Annotated in this window: 16 protein-coding genes and 1 pseudogene; 3 read left to right on the top strand and 14 right to left on the bottom strand. The window is 63.2% G+C overall.

What is annotated here, in order from left to right; genetic code table 11:
- Positions 1 to 28 precede the first annotated feature (28 nt).
- The 5 genes and pseudogenes from AC1RZR_RS31205 to AC1RZR_RS31185 all read right to left on the bottom strand — a co-directional run bounded on the left by AC1RZR_RS31205 (position 29) and on the right by AC1RZR_RS31185 (position 2,642).
- A complete protein-coding gene (locus AC1RZR_RS31205) occupies positions 29 to 283 on the bottom strand; it encodes an SDR family NAD(P)-dependent oxidoreductase (protein ID WP_481827029.1) in 255 nt (84 codons plus the stop codon).
- 14 nt (positions 284 to 297) lie between these two features.
- Positions 298 to 631 (bottom strand): annotated as a pseudogene (locus AC1RZR_RS31200) (uracil-DNA glycosylase family protein); the annotation flags it as partial.
- On the bottom strand, positions 571 to 1,182 hold the full coding sequence (locus AC1RZR_RS31195) for a glutathione S-transferase (protein WP_481827028.1): 612 nt from the start codon (positions 1,180 to 1,182) through the stop codon (positions 571 to 573). The pseudogene AC1RZR_RS31200 and the gene AC1RZR_RS31195, both read right to left, overlap by 61 nt.
- 68 nt (positions 1,183 to 1,250) lie before the next feature.
- Positions 1,251 to 1,724, bottom strand: coding sequence for a methyltransferase family protein (locus AC1RZR_RS31190; RefSeq protein ID WP_481827027.1), 474 nt, complete (start codon positions 1,722 to 1,724; stop codon positions 1,251 to 1,253).
- A gap of 24 nt (positions 1,725 to 1,748) precedes the next feature.
- Positions 1,749 to 2,642: an NAD(P)/FAD-dependent oxidoreductase gene (locus AC1RZR_RS31185; RefSeq protein ID WP_481829160.1), complete on the bottom strand. Its 894-nt coding sequence runs from the start codon at positions 2,640 to 2,642 to the stop codon at positions 1,749 to 1,751.
- Between the two features lie 278 nt (positions 2,643 to 2,920).
- On the opposite strand from AC1RZR_RS31185, the gene AC1RZR_RS31180 reads away from it, so the two are divergent.
- Positions 2,921 to 3,568: a TetR/AcrR family transcriptional regulator gene (locus tag AC1RZR_RS31180; protein WP_481827026.1), complete on the top strand. Its 648-nt coding sequence runs from the start codon at positions 2,921 to 2,923 to the stop codon at positions 3,566 to 3,568.
- Positions 3,569 to 3,603: 35 nt separating this feature from the next.
- The gene (locus AC1RZR_RS31175; RefSeq protein WP_481827025.1) at positions 3,604 to 4,467 is read left to right on the top strand and encodes a class I SAM-dependent methyltransferase; all 864 of its coding nucleotides are present in this window, start codon (positions 3,604 to 3,606) and stop codon (positions 4,465 to 4,467) included.
- Between the two features lie 85 nt (positions 4,468 to 4,552).
- Here the strand turns inward: AC1RZR_RS31175 and AC1RZR_RS31170 are convergent, their stop codons facing one another.
- The 7 genes from AC1RZR_RS31170 to AC1RZR_RS31140 form a co-directional block, all read right to left on the bottom strand.
- Complete coding sequence (locus AC1RZR_RS31170) at positions 4,553 to 5,365, bottom strand: SDR family NAD(P)-dependent oxidoreductase (RefSeq protein WP_481827024.1); 813 nt, start codon at positions 5,363 to 5,365, stop codon at positions 4,553 to 4,555.
- A gap of 20 nt (positions 5,366 to 5,385) precedes the next feature.
- The gene (locus AC1RZR_RS31165) at positions 5,386 to 6,363 is read right to left on the bottom strand and encodes a sugar phosphate isomerase/epimerase family protein (protein ID WP_481827023.1); all 978 of its coding nucleotides are present in this window, start codon (positions 6,361 to 6,363) and stop codon (positions 5,386 to 5,388) included.
- 26 nt (positions 6,364 to 6,389) lie between these two features.
- Positions 6,390 to 7,157 (bottom strand): SDR family NAD(P)-dependent oxidoreductase, encoded by a 768-nt coding sequence (locus AC1RZR_RS31160; protein WP_481827022.1) that lies wholly within the window; start codon positions 7,155 to 7,157, stop codon positions 6,390 to 6,392.
- A gap of 12 nt (positions 7,158 to 7,169) precedes the next feature.
- Entirely contained in the window at positions 7,170 to 8,276 is a 1,107-nt protein-coding gene (locus tag AC1RZR_RS31155; RefSeq protein WP_481827021.1) for an ABC transporter ATP-binding protein, read from the bottom strand.
- An 82-nt stretch (positions 8,277 to 8,358) separates the two neighbouring features.
- Positions 8,359 to 9,264 (bottom strand): carbohydrate ABC transporter permease, encoded by a 906-nt coding sequence (locus AC1RZR_RS31150; protein ID WP_481827020.1) that lies wholly within the window; start codon positions 9,262 to 9,264, stop codon positions 8,359 to 8,361.
- A complete protein-coding gene (locus AC1RZR_RS31145) occupies positions 9,257 to 10,192 on the bottom strand; it encodes a carbohydrate ABC transporter permease (protein ID WP_481827019.1) in 936 nt (311 codons plus the stop codon). Before AC1RZR_RS31145 ends, AC1RZR_RS31150 begins: the two co-directional genes overlap by 8 nt.
- Before the next feature lie 79 nt (positions 10,193 to 10,271).
- Positions 10,272 to 11,540 carry an ABC transporter substrate-binding protein gene (locus AC1RZR_RS31140; RefSeq protein WP_481827018.1) on the bottom strand — a complete coding sequence of 423 codons (1,269 nt, stop codon included), beginning with the start codon at positions 11,538 to 11,540 and terminating at the stop codon, positions 10,272 to 10,274.
- A 205-nt stretch (positions 11,541 to 11,745) separates the two neighbouring features.
- Between AC1RZR_RS31140 and AC1RZR_RS31135 the strand changes: the two genes are divergently transcribed.
- Positions 11,746 to 12,891 carry an ROK family transcriptional regulator gene (locus tag AC1RZR_RS31135; protein WP_481827017.1) on the top strand — a complete coding sequence of 382 codons (1,146 nt, stop codon included), beginning with the start codon at positions 11,746 to 11,748 and terminating at the stop codon, positions 12,889 to 12,891.
- A 27-nt stretch (positions 12,892 to 12,918) separates the two neighbouring features.
- Here AC1RZR_RS31135 and AC1RZR_RS31130 read toward each other — a convergent pair whose 3' ends face one another.
- Entirely contained in the window at positions 12,919 to 13,986 is a 1,068-nt protein-coding gene (locus AC1RZR_RS31130) for a LacI family DNA-binding transcriptional regulator (protein ID WP_481827016.1), read from the bottom strand.
- A gap of 81 nt (positions 13,987 to 14,067) precedes the next feature.
- Positions 14,068 to 15,258, bottom strand: a complete 1,191-nt coding sequence (locus AC1RZR_RS31125) for a hypothetical protein (RefSeq protein WP_481827015.1) — start codon at positions 15,256 to 15,258, stop codon at positions 14,068 to 14,070.
- Positions 15,259 to 15,367 lie beyond the last annotated feature (109 nt).

The following is a 15,367-nucleotide window of genomic DNA, read 5'->3' as shown; positions in this document are numbered from 1 at the left end:
CAGTACCTGCGTGCGCTGGGAAGCGAGCTCATCGCGCAGGGAGTTCGACAACGACCACATGGCAGCATTCGAGCCAGGATAGGACCGAGAGCATGTTGACGATTGCGCCGCCACCGTTGGCCGCCAGGATCGGTGCGAACGCCTTCGCGACACGAAGCGGGCCATAGACGTTGACGTCGAACATCTCGGCGACACCGTCGAAGCCACCGGTCAACAGGGGCTCCGGCACCAGGGTGCCGGCGTTGTTGACAACGATGTCCACGTCGGTCGCGATTTTCGCCAAATCCGAGATTGCCTGAAGCCCATCGGCACGATGGCGAATTTCTCAATGTCGTAGAATTCGTCGCTGGTCACTTCAAGCCAGCTGCGCAGGCGGTCGCCTGAGGCATCGGTGAAAGGCATGCCTGACAGGTACACCTTGGTTCCCGGCGCCTGGCTGGCGATCAGGATGCTGGTTGGATGATGGCCGCAGCACCGGCCGCGGCTCATGCGGCAGCGGTTTGCCGACGGGATTTTCGACGCAGATGCGGCAGGCCCGAACCGTCGCTGCAAAACTGTCCAGTTCCACGCTCAAGCGGCAGCACTCGGCCGGCTGGAGACCGCCTGATGCCAGCGCAGCACATTGGTGTATTCCTCCGGCACCTTGATGCGTGCCGGCTTCATGAAGTCGACCGCGATCAGGCCGGTGATATCGGCAATCGAATAGCTGTCGCCGGCGACGAATTCCCGGCACGCCAGCTCGTCGTCGAGGATTTTCAGGAATGCGACCGCCTTCGGTTTGTTGGCCTCGCCCCATTCGGGGATCTGCGGAATTTCCAATTCCTTCATGGCCGGATGGATATGGCGAAAGGCCTGCGCGACGGAACTGAGCAGGTTGAACTCCATCCGCCTCTGCCACATCTCGACCTGCGCCTTGCCGAGCGCGCCACGCCCGAACAGGGCGGGCTCGGGGTGCAACTCCTCGAAATAGCGGCAGATGGCGACGGATTCGGTGATGATGGTGCCGTCGTCAAGCTCCAGCACTGGCAGGCGTTGCAAAGGATTGCGCGAGCTGACCGTCTGGCTCTTGTGCTCCAGCGCGCCCATGTCGACCGACACCAAAGGAACCGCGATCCCCTTCTCGGCAAGGAAAACGCGAACCCGCCGCGGATTGGGCGCCCGGTCGCCGTCGTAGAGTTTCATTCGCTTCTCCCTTTTTCTTCCCAGCCAACGCTGGTTTCGCGGCCCCGCAGGCGGCAGCGGTGGAATAGTCAGAGCCATCGGCGAACCTCGGCCTTGTAGCGGCGGTAGTCGTCGCCGAACTTCGCTTCGAGATAGCGCTCCTCGCGGGCGATCACCTGCGTCTGGATCGCGATCAGCACCAACGGGAGCAAGGCGAAGGCGATCGGCCCGTCGAAGCCGATCGCAAGGCCGGCATAGATAAGCGCCATTCCGAGATACAGGGGATTGCGGGTCCACCGATAGGGACCGGTCGTTGCGATGAGGGTCGTTGGCTGCGACGGCGGAACGTTGGTGCCCAGCCGCCGGAACAGCCCCGCCGCCGCAAGCATCATCGCCGCGCCGGCAACGAACAGCAGCGCGCCCGTCGCGACCAGCAACCACCAGTCGATGCCGAAAGAGCGGAGGGTGACGAACCGCTCCGCCGCCAGCCCCAACAGCAGCGCTCCCAGATAGAGGAAGGGCGGAGGGAAGCGCACACCCGCGCTGTCCGGTTCGACGGCCATGCTCATCCTCCAATCTGTGTCTTCTCAAACCAGCATCGACTGCTGGGCGGAGATACCCGCCGTCGCGCCGTGCGATGTTGCCGTGGTGACCGAGGCCATGGCTGGGTTGGCGAGGTCGCCGGCGGCGTAGATGCCGGGCGTGCTGGTTTCGCGGCGCTCGTCGACCTTGAGGGCGATGCCGAGGGGCGTGTCGACCGTGGCGAGTCCCAGTGATTCATGCAGGCTTGCGGACGGCTTGTTGCGCGGATGCGCGAACAAGATATCGACAGCGACATTGGGGGCGGTATCGAGCTTGACGGTGGCACTATGGCCCCCGTGACGGGCGATTTCGGTGATCCGGCCATCAACGACAGGTATGTTGCGGCGCGCCAGATCGGCCCGGATATCGGGGGCAATGTCGTGACCATCGGCGAAGACCGTCAACGTGTCGGTCCAATCGTGGTACAGCCTGACATAATTGTGCGACGGCGGGCCGGACCAGACAAGGCCCCAATGCTGGCCGGCGACTTCAAAGCCATCGCAATAGGGGCAGGGCACAATGGATGTGCCCCAGCTTTCGGCAAAGCCCGGAACATCAGGCATCTGGTCGGCAACGCCATAGCTCAGGATCAGGCGGCGCGCGCCAAGGCTTTCGCCATCGCCAGTGAGGACGGAGAAATCGTCGATGGCGCCGGAGATGCTGTCGGCCCGGGCATTGACCAGCCTGACCGTGGGATAACGCGCCAGCTGCTGCCGCGCCTCGGCCAGGATGCCCAGCGGTGGCTTGTGATCGTGGCCAAGCAGACCATGCGAGTGGCCGGCGAAGCGATTGCGCGGCAGGCCGGTATCGAGAACGGTGACCTTGCGGCGGGCACGGCCGAGCTGCAGGGCGGCGGCGAGGCCGGCAAAGCTGCCGCCGATGATGATGACGTCATCCATGGTGATGGGCTCCGTGTTGTGGATGGAGGGGTTGGGCTGGGCCTGGCGCGAAATACCGTCCAACGGTACGCGCTCGAGACGGGCAGCGAGCAGAGCTTCGGCATCGACGAGAAAGTCGCCCATCACTGTGTTGACCGGCCGGACGATGCCGCATTCGATATCGCCGGCGGCCCGGGGAAACTTGATTTGGAGGACACCTACGCATTGGCTTGCACCTTTTGGATACTATATGGTATCGTAAATTAAGAATTAAGATACTGTCAAGGACTGGAATTATCGTGACCGAAAACAGCCAGGCTCGGCGCGGCCGGCCCGCCAACGAGGCGCTTGGCCAAACGATAGTCGACGCCGCGTGCGAACTCTTTGTGGAATTGGGTTTTCAAGCGACGACATTGGACAAGGTCGCCCAGCGAGCGAGGATATCCAAGCTCAGCATTTATCGGCACTTCGAGAACAAGGAGGCGCTGTTCGGCGCGGCCATCGCGGCCCACTGCCATCAGTTTGCACCACAGGCTCTTATTGAAGGCGTCGACGGTTCGGCCGAAGATCAGCTCATCGCGATGGGAACATCCCTGCTTCGCACGCTGTTGAGCCCGGACGTCCGCAGTGTCGAAGCCATGATCATGGCCGACAAGACGAATCAAAAGTCGTTAAGCAAGCTCCATTACGAAGCCGGCCCCGCCTATGTCATCGCCCAAATCGAGGCCCTGTTGCGTCAGTTGCACGCGAAGGCGGTTCTGAACGTGCCCGATCCTCTCCGGTCCGCCCGCTTGTTTGCCGCGCTTATCAAAGGATCCGATCTCTTGATTATCGCACGCTTCGATCAGGCGAGAGCAGAGGACGACAACGAAATAGAATCCTATTGCCGGTCCGCCGTCGCCATGTTCGTCGCCGCACACGGTGGGAACGACCACGCGGGCGGATAGCCTGGTTAAGAACGGATCAGAACAAAGGATATGGCATGACAGAGAAAAATGTTTATCAGGTAGCCGACTGGAAAGGCCAAAGCGGGGAGCGCTGGGTCACTTACCAGGCCCGGCTCGATGCCATGATGGCGGTGTTCGGCCAGGCCGCGATCGAAGCCGCCGCGCCCGCCATGGGCGAACGCGTGCTGGACGTCGGCTGCGGCGCGGGGGCGTCTAGTCTGGATCTGGCCGCCCGCGTCGGCGCGGGGGGCCATGTGCTAGGCGTGGACATATCCGAACCGCTGATCGGCAGAGCGCGCGCGCTAGCGCCGCAGGATACGCCGGCCGTGTTCCAGGTGGCCGACGCCAGCAGCACCGAATTGCCCCAGGGCGCTTTCGACATACTGTTTTCGCGCTTCGGAGTGATGTTCTTTGACGATCCTACGGCGGCCTTCACTCATATGCGCCGTGCGCTCAAGCCGGGCGCGCGGGTCGCTTTCGTCTGCTGGCGCGGCATGGCCGAGAACGATTGGGTGCGCTTGCCGATGGGCGCAATGAAGGGCATCCTCCCGCAGATGACGCCGCCCGGTCCCGAAGCGCCCGGCCCGTTCTCGTTTGGCGACCAGGGGCGGGTGGCGCGTATTCTAACGGTGGCTGGCTTCACCGATGTCGCTATCGCGCCCTTCGATGCCTCCATCCCGTTCGGCAAGGGGGAGACGCGGGACGCGGCGCTCGACGACGCGGTGAAGATGACACTCGAGGTCGGCCCGCTGGCGCGCTCGATCGCTGATCAGCCCGACGATATCCGCGCCCGCGCCTCGGCTGCGGTTCGTGCCGTCTTCGCGGGCTGCCCCGGCGAGCGGTCGGTGATGATCGATGGCGCGGCGTGGATCGTCACCGCCCGCAATCCGGCAAGCTGACAGGGATTAACAGGGGTACAGGCTCTGATCGCCGCAAAGCGCTCCGAGCGCAACCCGGAAATGCGGCCAGCGGTGCGGCGGCCACTCAACCTGGAAAGATAGTAAAACCGCCATCGACGCGGATGACCTGCCCGTTGATGAAGCGCGCGCGCGGACCGGCTAGAAAGGCCACCGCCTCGGCGATCTCTTCCGGCTCCGCATACCGGTTCAGCGATTTCCTGCTCGAATCCATGCGCTCCGGATCGACCACGCGGGTCGCCTGGAACCGTGCCGTCTTGGTGGCGCCGGGGCTGACCGCATTGATGCGCACGCCGTCGTCGATCAGTTCCTTGGCGAGGCAGCGCGTGTAATGCACGACCGCAGCCTTCAACGTCGAGTAGACGACCTCGGGCGAGCAGCCGAGGTGTGCCGCCGCCGACGCGATGTTGATCACGGAGCCGCCGCCACGCTGCTTCATCGGCGGCACGAAAGCCTGGCAGACCAGCATCGTGCCGATCAGATTGTTCTCGGTGAGCACGCGGATGTCGTCCAGTTCGATGTCGAGGGCGTTGTTCGGGTTCGGCTTGCCGCCCTTGGCGCCGATGTCGCCGCCGGCGCAATTGACCAGCACATGCACGTCGCCGAGATCGGCCTGGATCTTGCGCTTCATCTCGGCCACTGCCTTCTGGTCGCCAATGTTGCCGGTCACCGACGTGACCTTCGTCCCATGCCGCTTCAGGCGCTCGACCACCTCGCCGAGATTGGCGAACTCGCCGTATTTGGCCGGCGCTGTTTCGTCCATGTCGTGGATCGCGACATTGGCGCCGAGTTCCGCCAGGCGCTCGGCCATCACCCGGCCGAGGCCACGGCCGGAGCCGGTGACGAAGGCGGTCAATCCATCGAGTTCACGTGTCGTCATCGGATTATTCTCCACTTTCATCAAACCAAGTCGCGCATGTTGGCGGCGCTGCGCCGGATCATATCGAGCTCATAGGAAACCAGGGAACCGTCGTCTTCGCGCTCCCAAGGCGTGCGGTAGTCGGCATCGTCGGGTAGCCGATTGCGCTGCGCTGCCGCCAAGCAGGCGGCAAATTCGCGCGCCGTCTTCTCGGGATAGCCGTGCCACCAGTCGTCGCGCAGAAAGCGGACATGCCGCGCCTCCAATGCGCCCGGTTCGAGAACGGCGGTCATGCGATCGTGGTGTTGGCCGAGAATTGCGATCAGCTCGGGAAACGGCACCGCGCCATCGCCGATGGCACAACGGATCAGTCGGTAGCCTTCAGTCGTGAACTGCACGCGGTAATCCTTGAGGTGGACATGGCGAACATGCGGTGCGATCCGTCGCGTAAAATCGAGCGGCGCTTCGCCGACCGGGAATGTGTTGCCGGTGTCGAAGGTGACGCCGACGCCTTCGCCGCCGAGTGCGCAGAAATCGACAAGTTCCTGGCTGGTGAAGTCCTGGTGGTTTTCGATCGCAAGGACATGGCCTTCGGCAATCGCGCGGGGACCCCATTCCTTCAATCTCTCTCGAATGATGCCGGCGTACTCGCTCCATGTCTCGCCGGCAGCGTTGCGGTCGCCGCATAGAACCGGCGTCAGCGCCGTTCGGATGATTTTGGCCCGCAGCAGACGCGCGGCCCGAAATGCGTCGTCGAGCGGTTCGCCCACCAGAAGGCCGCTGCTGACGATCGGTGTGATCCCAAGGCTGGCGAGCCTTTCGCGCAGCGCGATCACCGCGTCGTCGGAAAGCTCGGTCAGCCATGGCACCCAGATCTCCAGCACCCGCGCGCCGAGTTCCGTCGCAAGCGCGATGAAACCTTCCAGCCCCGCCGGCTTGGGATTGGCGCGTGGCGTGCCGCGGGCCTGGAGGCCGAGATGATAGGTCAGACCGTAGGGGTTCAGGCCGACCTGGAGCATGGAGCGATCCTTTGATTCGGGTGAGGTCATCGCAGGCCGGCATCCACGGTGATCGACTGCTTGGTGATCATGCGGCTGTCGTCGGCGGCGAGGAACAGCACCGTGCGCGCGATCTCCTCGCCGAGCAGAACCCGGCGGATCATCTGGCGCTGCACGACCTGATCGACGGACGCCTGCGTCTTGAACCAGAGCTGCCGTTGCCGATTGGTGATGACGGCACCCGGCTCGATGGCGTTGACGCGGATGTTGTCGGGGCCAAACGCCTGCGCCAGCGCGAATGTCAACCCGACCACCGCAGCCTTGGCCGCCGCATAGGGCGCCATCTCCGCTGCGCCGAAACGCCAGGCGATCGAGGAAAAATTGACGATCGAACCAAAGCCCAACGCCTTCATGTGCGGATGCACGGCCTGGGCGGCAAAGAAGTGGTGCCTAAGGTTCACGTCCTGGGCGTGGTTCCAGGTCGCCTGCGTGATGTCGGCGACTGGCTGGCGATTATCATCGGCGGCGTTGTTGACCAGCACCGCGACCGGTCCGAGGCGGTCGTGCACAGTGCCGATCGCAGCCTGGAGGGCGGGGATATCGGTCACGTCGCAGCGCATGAACAGTGGCGCGTGCGGTGCCTTGGCGGCGAGTTCGCGCGCGAGCTCCTCGCCGGCCTCCTGCTGCAGATCGAAAAACGCGACGCGTGCGCCATTGGCGGCGAAGGCGCGGACCGTGTCGGCGCCGATGCCCGACGCGCCGCCGGTGATCAGCACGACACGGTCGGCCAGGCTCGGATAGGTGGCGAAGGACACTGCGAAACTCTTTCAGATCAGGCGTTGGGTCGTCGGGTCGAACAGGCAGGCACGCGCCATGTCGATTCCGAGCGTCACAGTCTCACCCATACGCGGCGTGCCGTCGGGGTCGAAGCGGCCGGTGATCTCCCTGCCGCCCAGGCGCAGAACGGCCATGGTCTCCGCACCTGTCGGCTCGACCAGTTCGACCACGGCATCGATTTGCGCGATGCCAGGCTTGCGACGCGCCAGATCGGGATCGAACCGGTAGATGTGCTCCGGCCGGATGCCGAGAATGAGCTGTCGCGGCGTATCGGATGGAAGGGTCTGGACGATCGGCAGGCTGACCGTCTTGCCGTCGGCGGCCTGCAAGGCGACAGTCGGGCGACCGCCTTCTTGGCTCAGTTCGGCCGGCAGAAAATTCATCGCCGGCGAACCCATGAAGCCCGCGACAAACATGTTGGCCGGACGGTTGTAGATCGTGGCCGGCTCATCGAATTGCTGGACCGAGCCCTGATGCATCACGGCGATGCGCGATGCCAGCGTCATCGCCTCGACCTGATCGTGGGTGACGTAAACCGTGGTCTTGCCGACGCGGTGGTGCAGCTTCTTGATTTCGGTACGCATGTCGACGCGCAGCTTGGCGTCGAGATTGGAGAGCGGCTCATCGAACAGGAACAGCTTCGGATCACGCACCAGCGCCCGGCCCATCGCGACGCGCTGGCGCTGGCCGCCCGAAAGCTGTCCGGGCTTTCGCCCAAGCAGCGGTTCGATCTGCAGGAAAGCGGCAACCCGCTTGACGGCCTCGTCCTGCTGCGGCTTCGGCACGCGGCGGCTTTCCATGCCGAAGGTGATGTTCTCGCGCACCGTCATCGTCGGGTAAAGCGCGTAGGACTGAAACACCATGGCGATGTCGCGGTCCTTCGGCGCAACCGAATTGACCAGCCGGCCGTCGATGCGGATCTCGCCGGAGGTTACGGTTTCCAGCCCGGCGATCATCGCCAGCAGGGTGGACTTGCCGCAGCCGGACGGCCCAACCAGCGCGATGAACTCGCCGTTCTGCGCCTCGAGATCGATGCCCTTCAGCACCTCGACCGCGCCGAAGTTCTTGCGCAGGGATCGGATGGTCAATGTCGACATGCGATGCCCTTCTTGGCGGACGGAGCGACAGGCGACATGAGACAGGCTCCGCTCACTTGATCGCGCCTCACTTGATTGTGGCTCACTTGATCGCACCTTGGGTCAGGCCACGGACGAAATATTTGCCGCCGAAGAGATAGATCAGCAGCGGCGGCAGCGCGCCGATCAGCACGGCGGCGCTCATGACGTCATAGGCGCGTACATTCGTGCCGCTTGCGGTCAGCGCGACGAGTGCGGCCGTGATCGGCTGTTGCTGCCCGGAGGTGAAGACGACACCGAACAGATATTCGTTCCAGATTCCGGTGAACTGCCAGATCACCGTGACGATCAGGATCGGTGAGGACAGCGGCAGAATGATCTTGCGGAAGATGCGCCAGAAGCCGGCGCCGTCGATGCGCGCCGCCTTGATCAAATCGTCGGGGATGCTGACATAGTAGTTGCGGCAGAACAGGGTGGTGAACGAAATGCCCTGGATGACGTGGATGAGAACAAGCCCGTAGACCGAATTGCTGAGGCCCAGATTGCCGAGGATGAATGCCCATGGCATCAACGAAATCTGGCCCGGAATGAAGACGCCGAGCAGCATGCAGGTGAACAGCGCTTCCGAACCCTTGAAGCGCCATTTCGACAGGATGTAACCGTTCATCGCGCCGACCACCGTCGAGATGATCGTCGCCGGGATCGTCATTTTCAGAGAGTTGTAGAAGTTGCGCTGCATGCCCTCGCAGGTGCCGCCGATGCAGTAGGTACTCCACGCCTGGCCCCAGGCTTCGAGGCGGAAGCTGCGTGGCAGCGAGATCAACCCGTTGCGCGCGATCTCCTGCTGATCGCGGAATGAATTCAGCACCACGACCAGCAGCGGGACCAGGTAGATCGCCGCGAAGATGACCAGCAGCCCATAGATAACGAAGCGGGCGAGGAAATGCCGGCGCGCCGCAACTGCCGCAGCGCGACGATCGAGCGACTGGTCCAGCACGACGTCAGCCATGGCCGGCTTCCTTGCGCCGCCGCCAGACCACCCAGAACGAATAAGGCACCAGCACCACGGCAAGAGCGGCAAGCATCATGATGGCCGCCGCCGCACCTTCGCCGATCTGGCCGCGTTGGAACATCAGATCATAGACGTAGATGGCGGGGAAGGTCGTCGAGATCCCCGGGCCACCTTTGGTGAGGGCCGCCACGAGGTCGAAGGTCTTGATGGCGAACTGGATCTGGATGACTGCGACCGCCAGGAAGATCGGCGCAATCGTTGGCAGAAGCACTTTGCGATAGATGCGGAAGGTCGATGCGCCATCGATCTGCGCGGCCTTGACGAGGTCCTGATCCACCGAACGCAGGCCGGCCAGGAAGAGCGCCATGGCAAAGCCCGAGGCCTGCCAGACACCGGTGATGATCACCGCGTAGATCGCATAGTGTCGGTCGCTGGCGAGTGCGAAACTGAAGCTCGTCCAGCCGAAACCGCGCACCAGCGCCTGGATACCGTCGACCGGGTTGTAGAGCCAGCTCCAGACCGTGCCGGTGACGATGAAGGAGACGGCCAGCGGATAGAGAAAGATCGTGCGCCAGACCGCTTCGCCGCGCACGCGCTGGTCGATCAGGATTGCCAGCAGCAGTCCCACGGCCATCGAGCCGACGATGTAGAAACTGCTGAAGAAAAACAGGTTGTTGTAGGCGATGTTCCAGCGCCGGTTCGCCCACAGTGACGCGTAGTTGTCCAGGCCCACGAAGCCGTAGGTCGGCAGCAGCGAGGAGTTCGAGAGCGAGATGTAGAGCGTCCAGCCGGTGAACACGAAGACGTAGACGAAGCTCGCCACAAGGGAGGGGCCGAGCACCAGCAGGGGCACTGCGGAGCCCAGCCGTTCACGCCAGGGGCGGGCGGGCGTAGGAACCGACAGGATCAGGTCGTGATTTGACATTCAGAGCACTGGACTGGCAGAGCGCGGGACTGGGATGGAGGATGGCCGGGTGCGAATAGAAGCGCCCGGCCGTTCCCGTCTATTTCTGTGCTTCTGCCGCGTCGGCCATCGCGTTGGCGCCGTCCTCGGCTGACATGTCGGGCGTCGCCACGAACTCGGTGATGGAGTCCATGATCGCGCCGCGCATCTTCTGCGGGATGGTCATGTTGTGCGCCATCGAGCGGACCAGCGTGCCTTCCTTGATCGACGCCTGCAGATCCTTCTGCGAGAGCTGCTGGCACGGATTGAAGCCCTTCGACAGATCAATATCCAGGCGTGAGGGGATCGAGCCCTTGGCCTGGTTGAAGACCGTCTGGAAGTCGGGCGACAGGATCAGGCTCGCAAGCAGCTTCTGGCCGTCGATGTAATCCTGGTCCTTCTGCTTGAAGAACACGACCGAGTCCGAGTTGAGGATGAAGCCGGGTTTGCCCCAATCGGTCGGCGCCTGGGCGCAGACATAGTCGGTGCCTTCCTTGAAGCCGGCGGCGGTCAGCAGGCCGATCGTCCAGTCGCCCATGATGTGGAACGCCGCGTCGCCCTTGCCGACGAGCGCCGACATCGAATCCCAGTCGCGGCCGACCATGCCGGGATCCATGTACTTGCTCGTCATCAGGCGCATCTGCTCGAAGGCCTTGACCATCCCCGGGCTGCGCATGGATTCGACATCGCCTTGGACGAAGGCCTTGCGATAGAGATCGATATCCTGGCCGTAGAGCACGACCTCGAACACCGTCGAATCCGTCCAGTCGGCGGTCGAATGCGAAATGCAGATCTTGCCTGAGGCGACGATCTTGTCGCAGGCCGCATTGAACTCGGCCCAGGTCTTGGGCATTTCCGCCACGCCGGCCGCCTGCATGACCTTCGGCGAGGCCCAGAGCCAGTTGATGCGGTGGATGTTCATGGGAGCGGCGACCCATTTGCCGGTCGGCTTCATCACCGGAAGCAGTTCCGGCGCGACCACTTTCTCCCATCCTTCCGAGGCCGCCAACTCGTCGAGATCGGCGGTCATGCCGGTCTCGTTCCACTCGGCGATTTCCGGGCCTTTGAGCTGCACGGCAGGCGGCGCATTGCCGGCGATCACGTCGGCACGCAGTTTGGCAAGCGTGTTGGCCGTGTGACCGGCGATCGAGGTCTGTTCCCATTTGCCGCCCTTGGCGGTGAACATCTCGCCGAGCTTGGCGATCGCCTGGGCGTCCGATCCGGTCGACCATTGGTGCAACAGGTTCGTCTTGGGTTCGGCGAAGGCGGCCCCGGCGACAAAGGTGCACGCAGCAGCAGCGACCGCGAAGGCGGTCATGACGGATTTCATGGTTTCACTCCCACATATGGTTGCACGGTTCGTATCGACCGCTTATGGCTGCGGTTTGAAGCCGCCGCCGGCGAGATGCGTTAATCTCGAGTTCTTTCCAAGATGACATATTGGAGCTATCAGTCAACGATGTTTATGTTGATCTATGACAAAACCTTCGCTTAGAACCTGGCTGATCGACAGACCGTCCGCGTCGCCGGAGAGCATGATCGTGCGATGCCTGAGTGAACGCGGCGTACTCTCCGCATCGCAGATCGCACGCGTTACCGGTCTGGCACGCTCGACTGTCTCGACCGCGCTCAACGGCTTGAGAAAGTCGGGGATGGTGATCGAAGCTCCGACCAGCAGCGATGGCATCAGAGGTATCGGCAGGCCAGCCGCGGCGGTTACGCTCAATCCGACAGCGGGCACCTGCGTCGGAATTCACCTGGCTCTTCAGCAGATACGGCTCATCGTCGCCGATGTCTCACATTCCGTCATTGCTGAACAAACTATCCCCATGGCTCTGGACTACCAGCCGCAACAGGCGGCCCAGATGGTCAAATCGGCAATTGCCCAATCTTACGAGGAAAACGGTCTGCCGGCGGCGGGACTCCTGGGGGTTGGGGTTTCCGTCTCCGGCCCTGTCAGCCGCGATGGAGTGGTGCTGCGCGCGAGCATGGTTCCAACATGGGCCGGCGTCAACATACGAGATGTGTTCGGGCCTGTCCTGGAACAGCCGATCTTCGCCGACAACGAGAGCAACTGCTCGGCCATTGCGGAGCTGATGTGGGGTGCGGCCATCGGCCAGGACGATTTCGTTCTGTTCAAGATTGATCTGGGTGTCGGTGGGGCCATTGTCCAGCAAGGCCGGCTGGTGACGGGCATCGCCGGCGGCGCCGGCGAATTCGGGCACATCAGCATCGATCCCGGCGGCGATCTTTGCCGGTGCGGCAATCGCGGATGCCTGGAGCTCTATGCAAGTTTTGCCCGGCCACTGGAACAGATTTCGCGTGTCGTGCGGCGGCAGGTCACAATGGACGATGTCATCACCATGGCCGAGCAGGGCGACGTCAGGGCGTTGCGGATGATCGAGGATACCGCCGAGATAGCCGGCCGGGGTCTCGGCCTGATCGGCTCGGTGCTCAATCCGCCGCTTATCATCATCGGCGGCCACATGGCTTTGGCAGGCGACATTCTATTGACGCCGCTGATCGCGTCCTATGAACGCCACACGCTCATCAAGTCCCGCGATATCGCTCCGGCCCTGCGCACGCGCATAATCGTCGGCAAGCACACCGAGAACGATGCGTTGCTGGGCGCGGTCGGTCTGGTGCTGAGACACCAGACGAAGGAACTGTCGCTCGGCTGATCGTCAGGATCAGTCACTTGTGCCAGGTCAGGCGACGCCCGTGGGTGCGCACGGGGTCGTTTTTCGCACTGGGCCAACAGTGGCGCGTTCGACCAATTGCACGCCGATGTTGACGCGCACGATGTTTGCGCCCGGATCTGCAATGCGTTTCATCAGCATCTGTATGCCGGCACGGCCCAGCTCGACGCGGTCGATGCGGATGGTCGTCAAGGGCGGGCGGCTATGAAGGGCGACCGCGATATCGTCGAGACCGATGACGGAAAAATCCTCTGGAACCGAGAAGCCCCTGCTTTGCAGCGCCTGCATGACGCCTAGCGCCACGATGTCGGTACTGCAGAAAAAGGCGGTCGCATCGGCCAGGCGGCCGTCCTGCAGCACTTGGCGGACAACCTGCTGCGTTTGAGATTCCTGGACGCCGAATTTGGACAGGTCCAGGACATGGCGCTGCGGATCGAAGCGGATGCCGGCTTCCTCGAGCGCAACCTTGAAACCCTCGAGCCGGCGGCGCAAGGACAGGCGATGCGGCAGTGTGACGTGAACGATCTCGCGATGCCCGGCGCTCAACAGGCGCTGCGTCGCGAGCCAACCCGCTGACCAGTTGTCGGGCAGGACACTGTTCAGGCGCATCGTGCGGTCCATGCCGTTGATGAGAACGGCCGGCAGTTTGCTGGCGACGATCCGCTCCAGCGCCTCCGGCTGGTCAAGGCCGATGGCGGCGACCGCTCCGGTCCTGCCGGCCTGCAGCAGGTCCTCCACATCGGCCACCACCGAATCGAGGGAAACCAGTCGCACGTCGATCCTGAGCGAATGGGCGGCCGCCTCGTCCAGGGCGCCACGGATGACGTCCTCGTAGAACTGCGACCGTGAATAGAATTCCGCCGGCATGAGCATTGCGACGCTGTCGACACCTGCCTTATGCAGCGACCGTGCGGTCTTGCCCTGGTAGCCGTAGCGCTCGGCGATATCGAGGATCTTGCGCCGGCTCTCCTCGCCAACGCCGCTCCTGTTGTTGAGAACCTTCGAAACGGAAGCCACCGAAACGCCAGCCGCATCGGCAATGTCGCGAAGGGTCGGGGCGCTGGAGTTGTCGTCCATCAGGAATGATGCTTCCGATGCCGCGTTTGCTGATTTCCTGATCGTCGTGCCGGCAGGTTACTGCGCATTGCCGTTGATTCTCTACCAAAAGAACTGGGTATGCCCAAGCGAACGCATCAAGGCTTCCATGAAATAGTAGTCGCCGTAAGGAAGCATGTTGTCCGAAAAGCCGGCAGTGACATGCGCAGCACCATGCGCCAGCAGGCCCTGCGCTTCCGGATCTTCGGTGAGATCGCAACTGTCGAGCAGTCCGGCAAGCAAGCGCGCCCCGAACGCACGCCAGCGCGCGGCCTCTTCCGGCTCGCACCGGTGGGCAAGCATATACACGCCGGCGGCCATGATCGCGCCGGCGGAACTGTCGCGCGGCGCGTTGACTGCATCGGGCGCCGAATAGTCCCAGGCCGGGACGCCGTCGGTTTCCATCAGCGCCTCCGCCTTGGCGGCAAGGCGGCGGGCCGCGTCGAGGTAGAGCGGGTTGCCGGTGGCGGTGGCGCACTGCGCGAAACCATGGATCAGCCAGGCCTGCCCGCGCGACCAGCATGAACCGTCGGCATACCCCTGATGGGTCTCGCCACGTAGGGGCTCGCCGCTGGCCGTGTCGAAAACGAAGGTGTGGAAGCTGGTGTCATCGGCGCGCACCACATGTTTCAACGTGGTTGCCGCATGTCCCTCGGCGACATCGTTAAAGTCCATGCGTCCGGTCTCGCCATGCGCCCAGTGGAGCAGCGCGAGGTTTTGCATCGTGTCGGCAATGATGCGGCCATTGGCAAATTCGGCCCGCGTCCCGCCGTGAATGGAACGCGCGTTCCAGGCCTGGAGATAACGACCTTCCGGTCGATATCTGCCCAGCAAGGCTGTCGCGGCCTCGAGCGCCATCCGATGCGCTTCCCGATCACCGGTCATCAGCCAATCCGAGACGCAGCCCAGCGAGAACTGAAAGCCCAGATCATGATCCTGCGCGTTGTGGTTGGCCAGAATACCCCGGAACACAGGGCGGCGAGCCCGGGCAGCGTTCAGGAAAACCGGATCGCCCGTCAGTTGCAGCGCCAGCCACAATTGTCCCGCCTGGAAACTGATCACCCAATCATAGGGGCCGCAATAGCTCCATGTGTTGTCGGCGAGGCCGATCTTGGGATTGCGCAGGCCGATGACGGGCATTGTGGCGCGCAGCCGGTCGATGCAACGGGCCAGCGCCTGCTGGCGGCGGTCGCGCTGGGGGTCCGGATGGGTGACCTCAACGGCCTGGAAATAGCTGCTTCGCTCGACGCCCATTTTTGCTGACCTTTTCGATTGCAAGCCCTTTCGCATGGCGGAGAAATTTCCGTCAATAGAGAAACTTTCTCTTGACGACAAAACTTTCGAATCCTGGTTTGCCGACGTC

The organism is Mesorhizobium bavaricum (genome assembly GCF_056781655.1).
Note: the sequence above shows the minus strand (reverse complement) of the source record. Positions and strands in the feature narration are given on the sequence as shown.